Below are 15,564 nucleotides of genomic sequence, written 5' to 3'. Positions count from 1 at the left end.
ATGCTCGGCAGAGGCCTTACCGGTAATGCCCTATGCCGAGCATGGCTCGACACTACAGGTGTTGCTTGCATTGCCGGCTTCGCGGCTTACGCCGCTCCTGCAAAAGCGGCCAGCTCAGGCATCCAGGCCCAGCTCCCTGCACTCACGCGCATACCAGCGTGGCGCATCACCGATCGGCTGGAAAACGTGGCTGCGCTCCATCACGCGCTGGTAGACGTGCACCGAGATCGCAATCCGCTCGGCGTCGCTGTTGCGCAGCGTATGGAATTCATCCGGCGGAATCAGGTTGCCGGCGCTGCCCTTGCAGCCGTGCAGGCACTCCCGTGGCGCGAACTGGTAGCGCTCACCATCGCGCTCCAGCATCCGGTACGGGGTGATCTCCAGCGTGCCCTGCCACACGCCTTCCACGCACCATAGACCGTCGTGGTCATGCAGTGGCGTGCCCTGTCCCGGGCCCCAGGTCATGGCGATGATGCTGTAGCCGTGTTCCGGGCTGCGGTAGATCTCGCGGCGCGCGTAGTGATCGTGCACCGGTGCGTGCACGCAGGCCGGCAGCACGATCTGCGGATCGCGGATGGCGCGTTCCAGCACAGCCTGCACCTGGGCGACCGTGCTGTGGGTATCGCTGGCCTGCAAGGCGGCGTCGATACCGTCCAGCAGGCGCTGGCGACCAGCGAATTCGAGATGCGGCGATTGCAATGTCATCACCGCAGTCTAGGCAAGGCAGGTAAAGATTCCGTTGAAACTATCTGCCAACCAGCTCAGAAGGTGCCGCGCTGGATGAAGGGCGCCTGCTGATAAAGCTGGCGTTCGCCGCCGCGCGGGTCGTCCATCTGCCGGCTTTGTGTGTCGAACAGCATGGTTTGTCGGCGTTCCAGGCCGTATTGCTGCCAGTGCGGCAGTCCGGCGTGGTTCGGATCGCCGTGCCGTGCGAAGGCCAGCAAGGCATCACTCATCGTGTCGGCGAGCTGCTGCATCGCCGCACCATTGCCGGTGCGCGAGCCGGGCTGGCGGTTGTTGTGGAACACCAGCGGGATGTCCAGCGTATGGAAGGCGCGCAGCCTGGCGGCGTCGCCATCGCGGTCGTAACCGTCCAGCTGGTACGCCCAGGTCGGTGCGCCCTGGCGCGCACGCGCTTCCAGTTCTTCCACCGCACCGCGCCAGGAGCGGCCAGCGGTGGTGGCGGCGAAGAATACTTCCGACGGTGTGTACTGCGGATACAGGCGGCGGTATTCGGCGATCACCACCGAAGGCAGCAAGTCCACGTATTGCTGGGCTTCGAGCTTGGCCGGCAGCTCCTCCCAGCTCAGTTCGAAATTCTTCGGATCGTTGCCGAGGAAGGCACGGGTTTCGTCGTGGGTGTTGCCGATCACCATCGGGACCGACGCCGACTGCTGCGGTGCCTGCGGCCAGAACGGATGCGCCGGCAGGTTGCGTGCGTCCAGCACCGGGCCGACGTAGAGGCTGCTGTTCTCCACGCGCGAGGGATCGCGCACTTTCACCGCCTCCAGCAGCTGCTGCATCGGCATGCGCCGCAATGCCTCCGGATCGGCCTTGAGGTGTTCGAGCACCAGCTGCGCGCGTTGTGTGGCAGCGCGGGGGCCGGCGGCGGTGGCCTGCTGGCCGCTCATCGTCCAGGCGCGGTGGAACAGGCCCTTGGCCGCCGGCATCGCCATCAGCGTGGCGATCTTGGCGCCGCCGCCGGACTGGCCGAACACGGTGACGTTGTCGGCATCGCCGCCAAACTCGGCGGCGTGCTGACGCACCCACTGCAGTGCCTGGATCAGATCAAGCTGCCCGACATTGCCGGAGTCGGCGAAGGTCTCATCGCCGAGCTGGGCCAGGTACAGATAGCCGAACAGATTGAGGCGGTGGTTGACCGTCACCACCACCACGTCACCGCGCCGGCTCAGGTTGCCGCCGTCGTATAGCGGGTCGCTGCCGGAGCCGTTGTTGTAGGCGCCGCCGTGGATGTAGAACAGGATCGGCCGCTTGCCGCCGTCGCGCAGTGCTGGCGTCCACACGTTGAGGTAGAGGCAGTCCTCGCTGCCCGGGCCTTCGCTGCCGGTTTGCGGGGCCGCGGCTGCGTAGTCGAGCGCATCGCGTATGCCGCGCCAGGGTTGTTCCTGCAGGGCGGACTGGAAGCGGCGAGGCGCGGTGTCGGCACCGTAGGGGATGCCGCGGAATACGTGCGTGCCGTTCTCGGTCTGGCCGGCCAGGCGGCCGCTGCGGATGCGGGCGATGGGGCTTGCTGGGGTGTTGGCCCAGCTGGTGTTGCTGAGGGTGGCAAGGCTGGTCGCTGCGGCCAGCAGGGTGGTTTGCTGGAGGAAGCTGCGGCGGGCGGGGTTGTTTGGGTGTTGGGGCATGGTGTTTTCCTGGGTAGCGGGATTGGGCGCGCTTTGCCGTGGGCTCAACCCCCGCTTCGCGCCCCGGCCCTCGCGCTGGCGCGAGGGCATTCGTGAGGTCGCGAATCGGTGGTTCGCAGGCGACCGCACTCACCCTGGAGGGAGTGGGGCTTTAGCGGCGAGGCTGTTGCGATGCCATCCAGCTCAAGGCCAGTTGTGGCCATGCCGCTGTCGTGAGGCCTACCGTGCCGCGTGTACCGAAGCCGTGGCCGCCGTGTGGGAACAGGTGCATTTCGCTGCTGACGTTTGCACTGCGCAGGCTGTTGTAGAAAAGCAGGCTGTTGCCTACCGGCACCACGTCGTCATCGGCAGCATGCAGCAGGAAGCTTGGCGGTGTATCGGCGCGGACCTGCAGCTGCATCGAGTAGTGCTGCTGCAGTTCGTCGCTGGGCGCGCTGCCGAGCAGGCGGTCGCGTGAGCCTGCATGCACGTCGTCGCCACGCATCGTGATGACCGGGTACATCAGCAGCTGGAAGTCGGGGCGTGCGCTTTCCGCGTCGATTGCGTCGCTGTGCGGATAGACGTTGCGGTCAAAGCCGTTGCCCAACCGCGCGGCCAGATGGCCGCCGGCCGAGAAACCCATCGTGCCGATACGCTGCGGGTCCAGGCCCCAGTCCTTGGCGCGGTGGCGGATCAGCCGCAATGCACGCTGCGCATCGGCGAGTGCCGCTTCGCGATCGGCACGATCTTCGCCGGGCAGCCGGTAGCGCAACACGAACAGGGTCACTCCGCCCTGCTCCACCAGGGCAGGCACCAGCGCGGTGCCCTCCTTGTCCAGCACAACGCGTTGGTAGCCGCCGCCGGGGATCACCAGCAAGCTGCTGCCATTGGGTTTGGCCGGGCGATAGGCCACCAGATACGGCGCGCTGACGTGGTCGATATAGCGGTCAGGCAAGGCGGGATCGCTGCTGCGTTCGACGATGCGCTGCGCTTGTGCCAGCGGCTTGTCCCCCGGTGCCATACCCTGCGGCCATAGCGCGATACGGTCGGCCGACCCCGCTGCGGGTTCACCATCGGTGGCGGCCAATACAATTGCCGGAAGCAGTCCGAAAAAAGCGGCGAAAGCTAGCTGCAACAAGGGTTTCAGTCGAATCATGGGCGTAGCGGTCAGGTCTGGGCCGAGGGCGTGGTACAGCTTCTGGTGCAGTGCACATTGTCAGATGACACCGGTTTACCTTATACAGCCAGTCACAGCACTGTCGATGGGCAGTGCAGCAAAGTCACCAGGAGACGCACTTGAGCAACGACCAAGGCAGCCAGCCGCAGGCGCCAGCCGCGCTGGACGAGATTGCCCGCACCTTTGTGGAAGCACGCCGCGATGGCCGTTCGCTTCCGGATTTCCCCGGGACCATCCCGGACGATCTGGTCACCGCCTATCAGGTGCAGGATCTGGCGATCGGCCGCTGGGATGACAGCGTGGTTGGCTGGAAGGTCGGCTACATCGCCGCCGAGCGCCGCGACAGCTCCGGCGACGATCGCCTGCTCGGCCCGATTTTCAAACGTAATCTCTGGAATGCTACCGGTAGCATTGTGGAAATTCCCGTATTTGAAGCCGCAGGCGGCTTTGCCGCGGTGGAAGCCGAGTACGTGCTGGAACTGCTCGCCGATGCCCCGGCCGACAAGCTCGACTGGACCCCGGAAGAAGCCGAAGCGCTGCCGGCCAAGCTCTATATCGGCGTGGAAGTGGCCAGCAGCCCGTTGAAGACCATCAATGTGCTGGGCCCGCGCGTGGTGGTCTCCGATTTCGGCAACAACAACGGCCTGGTGCTCGGCGCTGAAGTGCCGAACTGGACCCAGTGCGACGAGCCCGAGCTGCGTGCGCAGACCGAGATCGACGGCGTCGTGGTCGGCACCGGTGGCGCTACCACCCTGCCCGGTGGCCTGCGTGCGGCGTACGCGTTCGCACTGTCGCGTTCGGCCAAGCGTGGCCGGCCGTTGAAGAAGGGCGAGCTGATCGCTACCGGCAATGCCACCGGCATCCACGACATCGCCGTGGGCCAACAGGCATTGATTCGCTTCGCCGGTTACGGCGACATTTCCTGCAAGGCCGTGCCAGCCGGGTAATCCCGGCCACCACGGTAGCAACGCGTTGGAGGGCGCTATGGTTACTCGAAGAGGCTTTCTCAAAACCGGCATGGGGGCATTGGCCATGCCGGTACTCGCCGCCTGCTCTGGTGGCAGCAAGGGTGCGGCCGGTGGCAGTCAGCTGCTGACCGCCACCGATGTGCACGTGGCGGACTATCCGACCGTCACCGCGGTGAAGTGGATCGGCGAACAGCTGCTGCGCGAAACCGGCGGCCGCCTGGGCTTGAACCAGTTCCATTCCGGCCAGCTCGGCCGTGAGTCCGAGGCGATCGACATGGCCCGCTTCGGTGCCATCGACATCACCCGCGTCTATTCCGGCGCACTCAACAATGCGTTCCCGCTGACCCGCGCGCTGTGCCTGCCGTATGTCTTCGACTCGGTCGACCATATGCGCCGCGCGCTCGATGGCGGTATCGCCGATGCGGTGCTGCAGGGCTTTGAGAGCCGCGAACTGGTCGGTCTGGCGGTCTACGACTCCGGTGCGCGCAGCTTCTACAACACCAAGCACCCGATCGTCACCCCCAAGGACCTGCACGGCTTGAAGCTGCGCGTGGCCAGCTCGGACATCTTCCTGCAGCTGATGCGTCTGTTCGGTGCCAATCCCACGCCGATGTCGCTGGGCGACACCTTCTCCGGCATGGAGACGCACATGATCGACGGCGCCGAGAACAACATGCGCAGCTTCCATTCCAGCCGCCATTTCGAGGCCGCGCATTACTGGTCGGAAAGCCAACACTCGTACGCGCCGGACATCCTGCTGATGTCGCGTCGCAGCCTGGATGCATTGACGCCATCAGATCGCCGCCTGGTGATCGACCTGGCGCGGCAATCGGTGCAGGTGATGCGCACCGCTTGGGACGCATCCGAAGACAAGGCCCGCGAGGCGGTACTGGCTGCCGGTGTGAAGTCGAATGCGGTCGACATGCCGGCGTTCCGCGCCGCTGCCGAACCGCTGCTGCGTGACTACCTGCAGCAGGCCGATATCGCCGCGCTGCACCGTCGCATCCGCGACTTCGCCTGAGGGGGCCGTACCGATGTCTGATTCCAACGTACAAGCGGCCCCGGCAGGACTCCAGCGCGTGCTGGAGAAACTCGCCAACGTGGTCATCTACATCGCCGTCGCCGCCCTGCTCGGGCTGGTGGTGGTGCAGGGCTGGCAGGTCTTCGCCCGTTACGTCATCAATGATTCGCCGAGCTGGACCGAGCCGGTCACGCTGTTGCTGCTGAGCACCACGATGAGCATGGGCGCGGCGGCCGGCGTGTATACCAACCGCCATTTCGGCTTCTTCCTGCTGGCCGAGCACATGCACCCGCTGGTCAAGCGCCTGATCGATGCGCTGGTGCCACTGATCGTCGGCACCATCGGTGGTTTCCTGGCCTGGTGGGGCTGGGTGTTGTGGCTGGACGGCCTGCACATCAAGGCCGCCGGCGCCAACCTGCCGCAGAGCGTGAACTACCTGCCGCTGAGCATCGGTGGTGCGCTGATGGCGCTGTTCGCACTCAATCGCCTGCTGTTGTCGCTGCGCGTTGGCGCCGGCACCGCTGCCAACGCTGCCGAAGGGGACCGCTGAATCATGGGTATCGCAATTCTTTTCGCCGTATTCGGCGTGCTGTTGTTGATCGGCGTACCGGTGGCCTATGCGCTTGCCGCTGCCGCGCTGGCGACCTTGTTGTACCTGGACATCCCCAGCATCGTGCTGGTGCAGCAGATCTCGGCCGGTACCGGCTCGGCGTCGCTGATCGCCATTCCGCTTTTCATCTTCGCCGGTGAAATCATGATGCGCGGGGGTATTTCCGAGCGTCTTATTTCCCTGGCCTCATCGCTGGTTGGGCGCATGCGTGGTGGCCTCGGCCAGGTCTCGATCCTGTCCTCGCTGTTCTTCGGCGGCGTATCCGGCTCGGCCATCGCCGACGTGTCGGCGGTTGGCGGCACGATGATCCCGCAGATGGTCAAGCGTGGTTATGACCGTGACTTCGCGGTCAACGTCAGCATCACCGCCGCACTGGTGGCGCTGCTGGTGCCGCCGTCGCATAACCTGATCCTGTTCTCGGCCGCGGCCGGTGGTGGCCTGTCCATCGCCGATCTGTTCGCCGCAGGCATCGTGCCGGCGCTGTTGATGACGGTGGTGCTGATGGTCACCGGCTACGTGGTTGCACGGCGCCGAGGCTATGGCGTGGAAGCGTTCCCGGGTTGGCGTGCGGTGCTGTTGCGACTGGTTGCCGCCCTGCCCGGCCTCGGCCTGGTCGGCCTGATCTTCTTCGGCATCCGCGCCGGTATCTTCACCGCGGTGGAATCGGCGGCAATCGCCGTGGTGTACGCCTTGCTGGTGACCACCGTGCTGTACCGCCAGCTGCGCATCAAGGAGTTCTTCGAAACCGTCATCCATGCGGCGCGCAGCACCGGCGTGATCCTGTTCGTGATCGCCACCGCTGCGGTGTTCGGTTGGCTGCTGGCCTATCTGCAGGTGCCTGCGGCGGCGGTGGAGTTCCTGCAGTCCTTCGCCCACAGCAAGTACATGGTGTTGTTGATGATCGTGGTGATGCTGCTGTTGCTGGGCACCTTCATGGACCTGGCGCCGATGATCCTGATCTGCACGCCGATCTTCCTGCCGGTGGCCAAGGCCTATGGCATTGATCCGATCCACTTCGGCCTGGTGCTGGTGCTGACCGGTGGCCTCGGCCTGGTCACGCCGCCGGTGGGCTCGGTGCTGTTCATCGGTACCGCCATCGGCAAGATCAGCGTCGGCGAAAGCATGAAGACCATCTGGCCGTTCTGGATGGCCGGGTTGGTGGTGCTGTTGATTGTGACCTTCTTCCCCGAACTGTCGCTGTGGCTGCCGGCCTTGCTGCGTAGCTGATGCATGCACGCTGCGGACAGGTTCGTGCCTGTCCGCAGCCGTGATTTGTCGCTGGCGCGCTCGCCGCGCCAACAATCTGGAGATGACGATGAACGTGACCCGTACCCTGGCCGCGCTGGCCACCGCATGCCTGCTGGCCGCCGCACCGGCCTGGGCTGCCGATGCACCGACCAGTCCCAAGCGTGGCATCGAACACCAGCGCATGGCCGATCTGGGCAATGGCAGCTTCCTCAACCCGGTGCTGGCCGGCGATCACCCGGATCCATCGGTGCTCAAGGACGGTGATGATTACTACCTCACCCTGTCCTCCTTCGACGCCTATCCCGGCCTGCCGATCTGGCATTCGCGCGACCTGGTCAACTGGCAGCCGCTGGGCCATGCCATCACCACCAACGTCGGCGCGATCTGGGCGCCGGACATCATCAAGCACGAGGGCCGCTACTTCATCTACTTCCCGGCGCGCACCGGTGATTCGCGCAGCAACTTCGTGGTCTGGGCCGACGACATCAAGGGCCCGTGGAGCGAGCCGATCGACATCGGCCTGTCCGGCTATATCGATCCCGGCCACGCCGTGGGCGAGGACGGCAAGCGCTACCTGTTCCTGTCCGGTGGCGATTACGTGCAGATCAGCGACGACGGCCTGAGCGTGGTCGGCAAGCCCAAGCATGTCTATGACGGCTGGCGTTACCCGGAAAGCTGGGACGTGGAGTCCTATGCCCAGGAAGGCCCGAAGATCAGCCAGCGCAATGGCTGGTATTACATGACCACCGCGGTCGGCGGCACCGCCGGTCCGCCGACCGGGCACATGGTCATCACCGCACGCTCGCGCTCGATCCATGGGCCGTGGGAAAACGCACCCAACAACCCCATCACCCGCACCGTCGATCGCGCCGAGCCGTGGTGGTCGCGTGGCCATGCCACCCTGATCGAAGGCACCGATGGCCGCGGCTGGATGATGTACCACGGCTACGAGAACGGTTACTGGACGCTGGGCCGGCAGATGCTGCTGGAACCAATCGAGTGGACCGACGACGGTTGGTTCGTCGCCAAGGGCGGCGATCTGGGCGCGCCGCTGGCCAAACCGTCCGGTGAAGCGTTGCCGCATGGCATGGCGCTGTCCGATGAGTTCAAGGGCGGCAAGCTCGGCCCGCAGTGGTCGTTCTTCAACCCGACCCGCGAGGAGTACCAGCGCCTGTCCTTCGACAAGGACGGCATGACCCTGCAAGGCAAGGGCAGCACCCCGCGTGACAGCTCACCGCTGACCGCCATTGCCGGTGACGTCGCCTATCAGTTCGAAGTGGAGATGGACATCGAGCCGGGTGCCTTTGGTGGCGCCCTGCTGTATTACAGCGACCGCCTGTATGCCGGCGTGGGCAGCAATGGCGAGCAGTTCATCCTGCACCGCTATGGCGAGGAGCGCCCCACCCGGCCCCAGCCCAGTGCCACCGGCGGCAAGCTGTGGCTGCGGGTCACCAACAACCGCCACATCCTTACGGTACATACCTCGAAGGATGGAACCTCGTGGCAGAAGTATCCTGTTCAGATGGAAGTCTCCGGCTACCATCACAATGTGGCGGGGAAATTCCTTGCACTGAAGCCGGCTATCTATGCCGCCGGCAACGGCAAGGTCCATTTCCGCCAGTTCCGCTACCGCGCACTGGATTGAGCGCGGCCCGATAGAATGAATGTATTGAACGGTTTCAAGGACATCGCCTTGCGCAAGAAAGCCGACGCCGCCGCCACGCCCCAGTCACTGGGGCGGCCCGCCACCATCAACGACATCGCGCGGCTGTCGGGTGTTTCCAAGAAGACGGTCTCGCGGATCATCAACAACTCGCCGCTGGTGCGCAAAGACACCCGCGACAAGGTGGAAGCATTGATGCGCGAGGTCGGCTATACGCCCGACCCGCTGGCCCGCGGGCTGGCGTTCCGGCGCTCGTTCCTGATCGGCATGGTCTACGACAACCCCACCGCGCAGTACGTGGTGGACATGCAGAACGGTGCATTGGATGCGCTGCGCGGCTCCAGTTTCGAGCTGGTGGTGCACCCCTGCGACACCCGCAGCCCCGGCTACATCGAGGGCGTGAAGCGCTTCGTGCAGCAGCAGAAGCTGCACGGCGTGATCCTGGTGCCGCGCGCGTCCGAAGACCAGGCGCTGGCCGACATGCTGGACGAGATCGGCTGCCGCTTCACCCGCATCGCCTCGCTGCCGCTGGATGAAACCTCGCAGATGGTGATCACCCACGACCGTGACGGCGCCGCCGAAGCGGCCGATTACCTGCTGTCGCTGGGCCACCGCGACATCGCCCTGATCACCGGCCCCACCGCCTACCGCTCCGCGCATGAACGCACCGCTGGCTTTCTTGAAGCCCTGGAGCGGCGTGGCATCGAGCTGCCGCCGGCGCGCATCATCGAGGCCGGTTACACCTTCGAATCCGGTGTGGCCGCGGCCGAGAAGCTGCTGCTGGGCAAGCAACGGCCGACCGCCATCTTCACCGGTAACGATGAAATGGCCGCCGGCGTCTACAAGGTCGCCATGCGTGCCGGCATCAGCATTCCACGCGAATTGTCGATCGTCGGTTACGACGACAGCCCGCTGGCCTCACGCCTGTGGCCATCGTTGACCTCGGTACGCCGCAACACCCGTGACACCGGGAGAACAGCGGCGGCCATGCTGATCCAGCCCGAGGGCAAGACCGCGATGCCCCTGGCCAGCGTTCGCCCACATCTGATCGTGCGCGATTCCTGCCAGCCGCCGCAGGACTGATCGAACCCAAGTTTTTGTTTTTCAAAGGAAACTGCTTATCTTGCAGTGCAAAATGACACCGGTTTCCATAATTGGCTAGAATCGCCTTGCAGGCCCGCGGATTGCAGTTGCGGGCCACTGGACAGATGCGCTCACCGGACCCGCTCCGGTGCCATCGCCCCGCTCCGGCACCCGCCGCCGGCAGCACCATCGAACTACCGCTCTGGGAGAGGAACAGCATGACGAATCCATTCAGTCTCGAAGGCAAGGTCGCCCTGGTAACCGGTGCCAATACCGGTCTGGGCCAGGGCATCGCGCTGGCGCTGGCCGCCGCCGGTGCCGACATTGCCGGCGCCGGCATTGTCCCGGCCGACGAGACCGCCGAGAAGGTGCGCGCGCTGGGCCGCCGCTTCCTCAACATCGAAGCCAACCTGATCAGCATCGAGCCGGTCGAGCGCGTGGTTGCCGAGACCGTTGCCGGCCTGGGCCGTCTGGATATCCTGGTCAACAACGCCGGCCTGATCCGTCGCGCTGATGCCGTGGATTTCAGCGAGAAGGATTGGGACGACGTGATGAACGTCAACATCAAGTCCGCGTTCTTCATGAGCCAGGCCGCTGGCAAGCATTTCATCGCCCAGGGCAGCGGCAAGATCATCAACATCGCCTCGATGCTGTCCTTCCAGGGCGGCGTGCGGGTGCCGTCGTATACCGCTTCCAAGAGCGGCATCGCCGGCATCACCCGCCTGCTGGCCAATGAGTGGGCAGGCAAGGGCGTGACCATCAACGCCATCGCCCCGGGCTACATGGCCACCGACAACACCGCACAGCTGCGTGCTGACGAAGACCGCAACAAGGCGATCCTGGACCGCATCCCGGCCGGCCGCTGGGGCAAGCCGGAAGACCTGGGTGGCACGGCAGTGTTCCTGGCTTCGAGCGCGTCGGATTACGTCAACGGCGCGATCATTCCGGTGGATGGTGGTTGGTTGGCGCGCTGAGGATTGAAGGTGGTGGGGCGTAGTTGAAAGGCTGGTAAGCAGCGTAAAGCTGAAGAGCCAGAAGCGCCCTCACCCCTACCCCTCTCCCGCGTGCGGGAGAGGGGAAAGCAACAGCTGAAAGCAAAGCGGCAGCCGGAGCACCAGCCAAGGCAAGAGCCGGAGCAACGGCAGAGGCCAAAGCAGAAGCCAAAGCAGAAGCAGAGGCAGAAGCAGAGGCAGAAGCAGAGGCAGAAGCAGAGGCAGAGGCAGAGGCAGAAGCAACAGCTGAAAAGTCAGGCGCGACAGCGATAGCGAGCGCAGGCAGCCAAGCTGCAGTCGCGAGCAGCACAGATTTCCCTTCTCCCGCATGCGGGAGAAGGTGCCCCGAAGGGGCGGATGAGGGGAGCTTTTGCTTTTGCTTCCACCTCATCAACAACAACGTTTCCCCCTAATCGAGAGTCACGCAATGAAAATCGCATTGATGCAGGAGTTCAGCCAGGCCGCCAAGAACCCGGTGGTGCTGGAGCAGCTCAACACCGTCGCCGCCGCACAGGGCCACGACGTGTTCAACGTTGGCATGGACGGTGACAACGATCACCGCCTGACCTACATCCACCTCGGCATCTGCGCCGCGCTGCTGCTCAACGCCAAGGCTGTGGATTTCGTGGTCGCCGGCTGCGGTACCGGCCAGGGCGCGATGATGTCGCTCAATGCTTGGCCGGGCGTGTTCTGCGGCTACTGCATCGAGCCGACCGATGCCTTCCTGTTCGCCCAGGTCAACAGCGGCAACGCGCTGGCACTGCCGTTCGCCAAGGGCTTTGGCTGGGGCGCGGAAATCAACATCCGCTACATCTTCGAGAAGGCATTTGCCGGTGAGCGCGGCCAGGGTTACCCGGCTGAGCGCAAGGAATCGCAGATGGCCAATGCCGGCATCCTGGCGCAGGTAAAGCAGGGCGCCTCCAAGGACTTCGTCGAGGGCCTGAAGTCCATCGACCAGGAACTGGTCAAGCAGGCCGTCGGCGGCGAGCGCTTCCAGAAGGCGTTCTTCGACAACGCGCAGGACGAGAACATCGTCGCCTACGTGAAGAGCGTGCTGGGCAAGTAAGCCCACGCATGCAGTAGCGCCCTTGCGGGCAGACAAGGGCGCCTGCGGGCGCCCTTGTTGTTTGTGGATAGCGATGCACCCAGCGACTCATTCGCAATGTTGGATACCAGCCCTTCTCCCCTTGTGGGAGAAGGTGCCCGAAGGGCGGAAGAGGGGAGGCGTGCATCGCACGCGTGCTTCTTGATGCTGGAACCCATCAAGCCTGCGATCTTCGATCGCGTTTCCTCTCCCCAGCCCCTCTCCACAAGGGGAAAAGGGCTTCAAGGCGAACAGCAAAGTATGAAGACCTCAGCTTTTTTCCTGATCCTCCTAAGCGCTTTCTTTGCCAGCGCCCATGCCAACGAACCTCCCCACCGCGTCTTCATAGCAGCAGACTCAACCGCTGCCAGCTACGGCCCCGAGCGCGCACCACAAGCCGGTTGGGGCCAGGTGCTGCAGAGCTGGCTCGACGACAGCCAATGGCAGGTGCGCAACCACGCCGTTGGCGGCCGCAGTACCCGTAGCTTCATCAACGAAGGGCGGCTGGATGCAATCGAGAAAGAGCTGCAACCCGGCGACGTATTGCTGATCCAGTTCGGCCACAACGACGCCAAGCTGGAAGACGCCACGCGCTACACCGATCCAGACAGCGACTATCCGCAGTTCCTCTCGCGCTACATCGCCGCTGCACGTGCGAAAGGCGCAACACCAATCCTGATCACGCCGGTCGCACGCCTGCTCTACGACTTTGGCGCGCTGCTGGATACGCATGGTCGCTACACGCTGGCAATGAAGCAGGTCGCCAAAGAGCAGGACGTGCAGCTGATCGATCTCAATGCCAGCTCGATGGCGTGGATCCGCGCGCTGGGCGAGCAGGGCGCCAAGCCCTATTTCATGTTCGTGCCCGAGCAGAACAAAGCCGATGGCACCCACTTCAGTGTGGCTGGTGCAACCGCAGTGGCCTGTCTGGTGATGCGCGGCTGGGTGGATATCGCGCCGCAGCTGAAGCCCACGCTCAAGCGCGATATCGACTGTGGTGCGATCACTGCGGGGCAGGGCGTGGTGGCTTCCACGCCAAGCGCTGCCGCACCTGTTGTTGCCACGCCAAAGCCGGAGGCAGGCAATACCCACGGCTCGCAGGTCATCCGCGAACAGGACATCGGGCGCCAGCAACCGGGCCCGCACGGTGGTACCGGTCCAACCACCGCTTACTCGTTCTTCGCCGACGTAAACGATCTGCCGTTCGTGATGCGCAAGCGCGTGCTGCATAAGGGCGCCGGCATCGGCCTGCACCCGCAGCACAAGGACGAGATTTACTACATCGTTAGCGGGCGTGGCCTCTACGTGTTGGACGGCAAGCAATACGACGTCGGCCCCGGCCACGCCTTGCTTACCCGCAGCGGCAGCAGCCACGCACTGCAGCAGGTCGGTGAGGAGGACCTGGTGGTGATGCTGGCGTACCCGGCTACGGCTCCGCGTTGAGGGGACTCAGCGCAGCGCCCACGGTTCTTTCTCTAGGCGCTGCGCAAGATAGTCGATCAAGGCCTGCACGCGTGCGGGCCGGTGCAGGCCGGGTGGGGTGATGATGCTCAGTGCCAACGGTTCGACCTTCCAGTCGTCCATCACGGTCTGCAGCTGGCCATCACGTAGTTGTTCCCAGACTAGGAACTCCGGCTGCAAGGCGAGCCCGAGTCCTGCCTGCAGGGCGGCATCGAATATCTCGGCATTGTTGGCCTGCAGCTGGCGCGGCACGGTCTGTGCGAACTCGCCGTGCCGCGGGTGGCGGAAGCGCCAGGTGTTGCCGCTGCGGGTATAGCTGTATTGGAAACCGCGGTGCTGGGCCAGATCGCGCGGGTGGGTGGGGCGCCCGTGTGCCTCGAAGTAGGCAGGCGACCCGACCAGCAGGATGCGGACCTGGCATAGCTGGCGTGCGCGCAGACTGGAGTCGGCCAGCGTGGAGATACGCAACGCCATGTCGAAGCGTTCGGCCACCAGGTCCACCATCTGGTCGCTGAGCTGGATATCCAGTTCCACGTCCGGATGTGCCTGCATGAACGCTGGCAGCAGGGGTGCCAGCCGCGATACACCGAACGACATCGGCGCGGCCAGCCGGATCAACCCTCGCAATGCTGCCGAACGATCGGCTACTTCCGCCTCCACCGCCTCGCCCTCGTCGAGGATGCGCGCCGCGCGCTGCAGCGCCGCTTCACCGGCTGCAGTCAGTGATATGCGTCGCGAGGTGCGATGGAACAGGCTGGTGCCGATACGCGTCTCCAGCCGGGTGATGGCCTTGGAGACGGTGGCCTGCGACAGCTGCAGCTCTTCGGCGGCGCGGGCGAAGGAGCCGGCTTCGGCAACCTTGGCGAAGATGGCCCAGGCTTCCAAGTCAGGCAGGCGGTTCATGGCGGCGGCTCGAAGGGCAGGGTGGGATGATCATGTCACAAATGGAAAGAATGCTTTTCCATACTTTCTATTCTCGGCATCGAGGTGCAGGCCTAGACTTTCCCACATCGAAACCCCACCGCCTTCAGGAGAACGCCATGATTGAACGTCGCCCATTTGCCAGCCTCGGTGGAGCCAATCACGGCTGGCTCGATGCCAAGCACCACTTTTCGTTTGCCGAGTACCAGGACAGCAAGCGCATGAACTGGGGCACGATGCGGGTCTGGAATGACGACACCATCCAGCCCGGCACCGGCTTCCCGCCGCACCCGCATGCCGAAATGGAAATCATCACCTACGTCCGCGAAGGTGCCATCAGCCACAAGGACGACCAGGGCAACCAGGGCCGTACCGAAGCCGGCGACGTGCAGGTGATGAGTGCCGGCACCGGCATCCGCCATGCCGAATACAACCTGGAAGCAGGTGTCACCAAGATCTTCCAGATCTGGATCTTCCCCGACCAGCGCGGTGGCAAGCCGTCCTGGGGCAGCAAGCCCTTCCCCAAGGGCGAGCGCTCGGGCCGCTTCATCACCCTGGCCAGCGGCATGGAAGGTGACGACGATGCACTGCCGATCCGCGCCAACGCCCGCGTGCTGGGCGCGACGTTGAAGGCCGGCGAGAGCACCGAGTACCACTTCACCGACGCCAACCGTTACGGCTACCTGGTGCCGAACACCGGCAAGGTCGAGGTCAGCGGCGTGCTGCTGGAAGCCCGCGATGGTGCAGCCATCACTGGCGAGACCAGTATCCGCATAACCGCTTTGGAAGACTCCGAGCTGGTGTTGGTGGATACCCCAGCATTGCAGTAAGCAAAACCGGGGTCAGAGTCGGGTTTCCGTTTGCCCAAGCGGAGCTGCGTTGCCTGGGTTGCGAAGCTGGTGGTGCACCAGCTTCGCGATTCGCTCAGGGTTTGTGGGAGCGGCGTAATCCGCGCAGCTGACAATTTTGAAGTCGTGAGCGGCAGTGCCAT

General features: G+C 64.6%; 14 protein-coding genes. 10 read left to right on the top strand and 4 right to left on the bottom strand.

What is annotated here, in order from left to right; translation table 11 throughout:
• Window positions 1–114 precede the first annotated feature (114 nt).
• The 3 genes from QMX78_RS15180 to QMX78_RS15170 form a co-directional block, all read right to left on the bottom strand.
• A complete protein-coding gene (locus QMX78_RS15180) occupies window positions 115–705 on the bottom strand; it encodes a cysteine dioxygenase family protein (RefSeq protein WP_282271009.1) in 591 nt (196 codons plus the stop codon).
• Between the two features lie 56 nt (window positions 706–761).
• On the bottom strand, window positions 762–2,366 hold the full coding sequence (locus QMX78_RS15175) for a carboxylesterase/lipase family protein (protein ID WP_282271007.1): 1,605 nt from the start codon (window positions 2,364–2,366) through the stop codon (window positions 762–764).
• Window positions 2,367–2,517: 151 nt separating this feature from the next.
• Window positions 2,518–3,432 carry an alpha/beta hydrolase gene (locus tag QMX78_RS15170; RefSeq protein ID WP_282271005.1) on the bottom strand — a complete coding sequence of 305 codons (915 nt, stop codon included), beginning with the start codon at window positions 3,430–3,432 and terminating at the stop codon, window positions 2,518–2,520.
• 209 nt (window positions 3,433–3,641) lie between these two features.
• Here QMX78_RS15170 and QMX78_RS15165 point away from each other — a divergent pair, with 209 nt between their 5' ends.
• The 9 genes from QMX78_RS15165 (at window position 3,642) to QMX78_RS15125 (ending at window position 13,634) form a co-directional block, all read left to right on the top strand.
• A complete protein-coding gene (locus QMX78_RS15165; protein WP_282271004.1) occupies window positions 3,642–4,469 on the top strand; it encodes a 2-keto-4-pentenoate hydratase in 828 nt (275 codons plus the stop codon).
• A gap of 37 nt (window positions 4,470–4,506) precedes the next feature.
• Window positions 4,507–5,511 carry a TRAP transporter substrate-binding protein gene (locus tag QMX78_RS15160; protein WP_282271003.1) on the top strand — a complete coding sequence of 335 codons (1,005 nt, stop codon included), beginning with the start codon at window positions 4,507–4,509 and terminating at the stop codon, window positions 5,509–5,511.
• A 13-nt stretch (window positions 5,512–5,524) separates the two neighbouring features.
• Complete coding sequence (locus tag QMX78_RS15155) at window positions 5,525–6,061, top strand: TRAP transporter small permease (protein ID WP_282271002.1); 537 nt, start codon at window positions 5,525–5,527, stop codon at window positions 6,059–6,061.
• Window positions 6,062–6,064: 3 nt separating this feature from the next.
• A complete protein-coding gene (locus QMX78_RS15150) occupies window positions 6,065–7,348 on the top strand; it encodes a TRAP transporter large permease (RefSeq protein WP_282271000.1) in 1,284 nt (427 codons plus the stop codon).
• An 82-nt stretch (window positions 7,349–7,430) separates the two neighbouring features.
• A complete protein-coding gene (locus tag QMX78_RS15145) occupies window positions 7,431–9,014 on the top strand; it encodes a family 43 glycosylhydrolase (protein WP_282270998.1) in 1,584 nt (527 codons plus the stop codon).
• A 15-nt stretch (window positions 9,015–9,029) separates the two neighbouring features.
• Window positions 9,030–10,115, top strand: a complete 1,086-nt coding sequence (locus tag QMX78_RS15140) for a LacI family DNA-binding transcriptional regulator (protein ID WP_282270996.1) — start codon at window positions 9,030–9,032, stop codon at window positions 10,113–10,115.
• 218 nt (window positions 10,116–10,333) lie between these two features.
• Window positions 10,334–11,089 (top strand): 2-dehydro-3-deoxy-D-gluconate 5-dehydrogenase KduD, encoded by a 756-nt coding sequence (gene kduD / locus QMX78_RS15135; protein WP_282270993.1) that lies wholly within the window; start codon window positions 10,334–10,336, stop codon window positions 11,087–11,089.
• Between the two features lie 445 nt (window positions 11,090–11,534).
• Entirely contained in the window at window positions 11,535–12,173 is a 639-nt protein-coding gene (locus QMX78_RS15130) for an RpiB/LacA/LacB family sugar-phosphate isomerase (RefSeq protein WP_282270991.1), read from the top strand.
• A gap of 279 nt (window positions 12,174–12,452) precedes the next feature.
• Window positions 12,453–13,634 (top strand): GDSL-type esterase/lipase family protein, encoded by a 1,182-nt coding sequence (locus QMX78_RS15125; RefSeq protein ID WP_282270989.1) that lies wholly within the window; start codon window positions 12,453–12,455, stop codon window positions 13,632–13,634.
• A 6-nt stretch (window positions 13,635–13,640) separates the two neighbouring features.
• On the opposite strand, the gene QMX78_RS15120 is transcribed toward QMX78_RS15125, so the two are convergent.
• Window positions 13,641–14,555, bottom strand: a complete 915-nt coding sequence (locus tag QMX78_RS15120) for a LysR family transcriptional regulator (RefSeq protein WP_282270987.1) — start codon at window positions 14,553–14,555, stop codon at window positions 13,641–13,643.
• A gap of 137 nt (window positions 14,556–14,692) precedes the next feature.
• Between QMX78_RS15120 and QMX78_RS15115 the strand changes: the two genes are divergently transcribed.
• The gene (locus QMX78_RS15115; RefSeq protein WP_282270985.1) at window positions 14,693–15,403 is read left to right on the top strand and encodes a pirin family protein; all 711 of its coding nucleotides are present in this window, start codon (window positions 14,693–14,695) and stop codon (window positions 15,401–15,403) included.
• The last annotated feature ends 161 nt before the right edge of the window (window positions 15,404–15,564 follow it).

This window comes from Stenotrophomonas sp. PS02298 (genome assembly GCF_029959445.1).
Classification (GTDB): Bacteria; Pseudomonadota; Gammaproteobacteria; order Xanthomonadales; family Xanthomonadaceae; genus Stenotrophomonas.
Note: the sequence above shows the minus strand (reverse complement) of the source record. Positions and strands in the feature narration are given on the sequence as shown.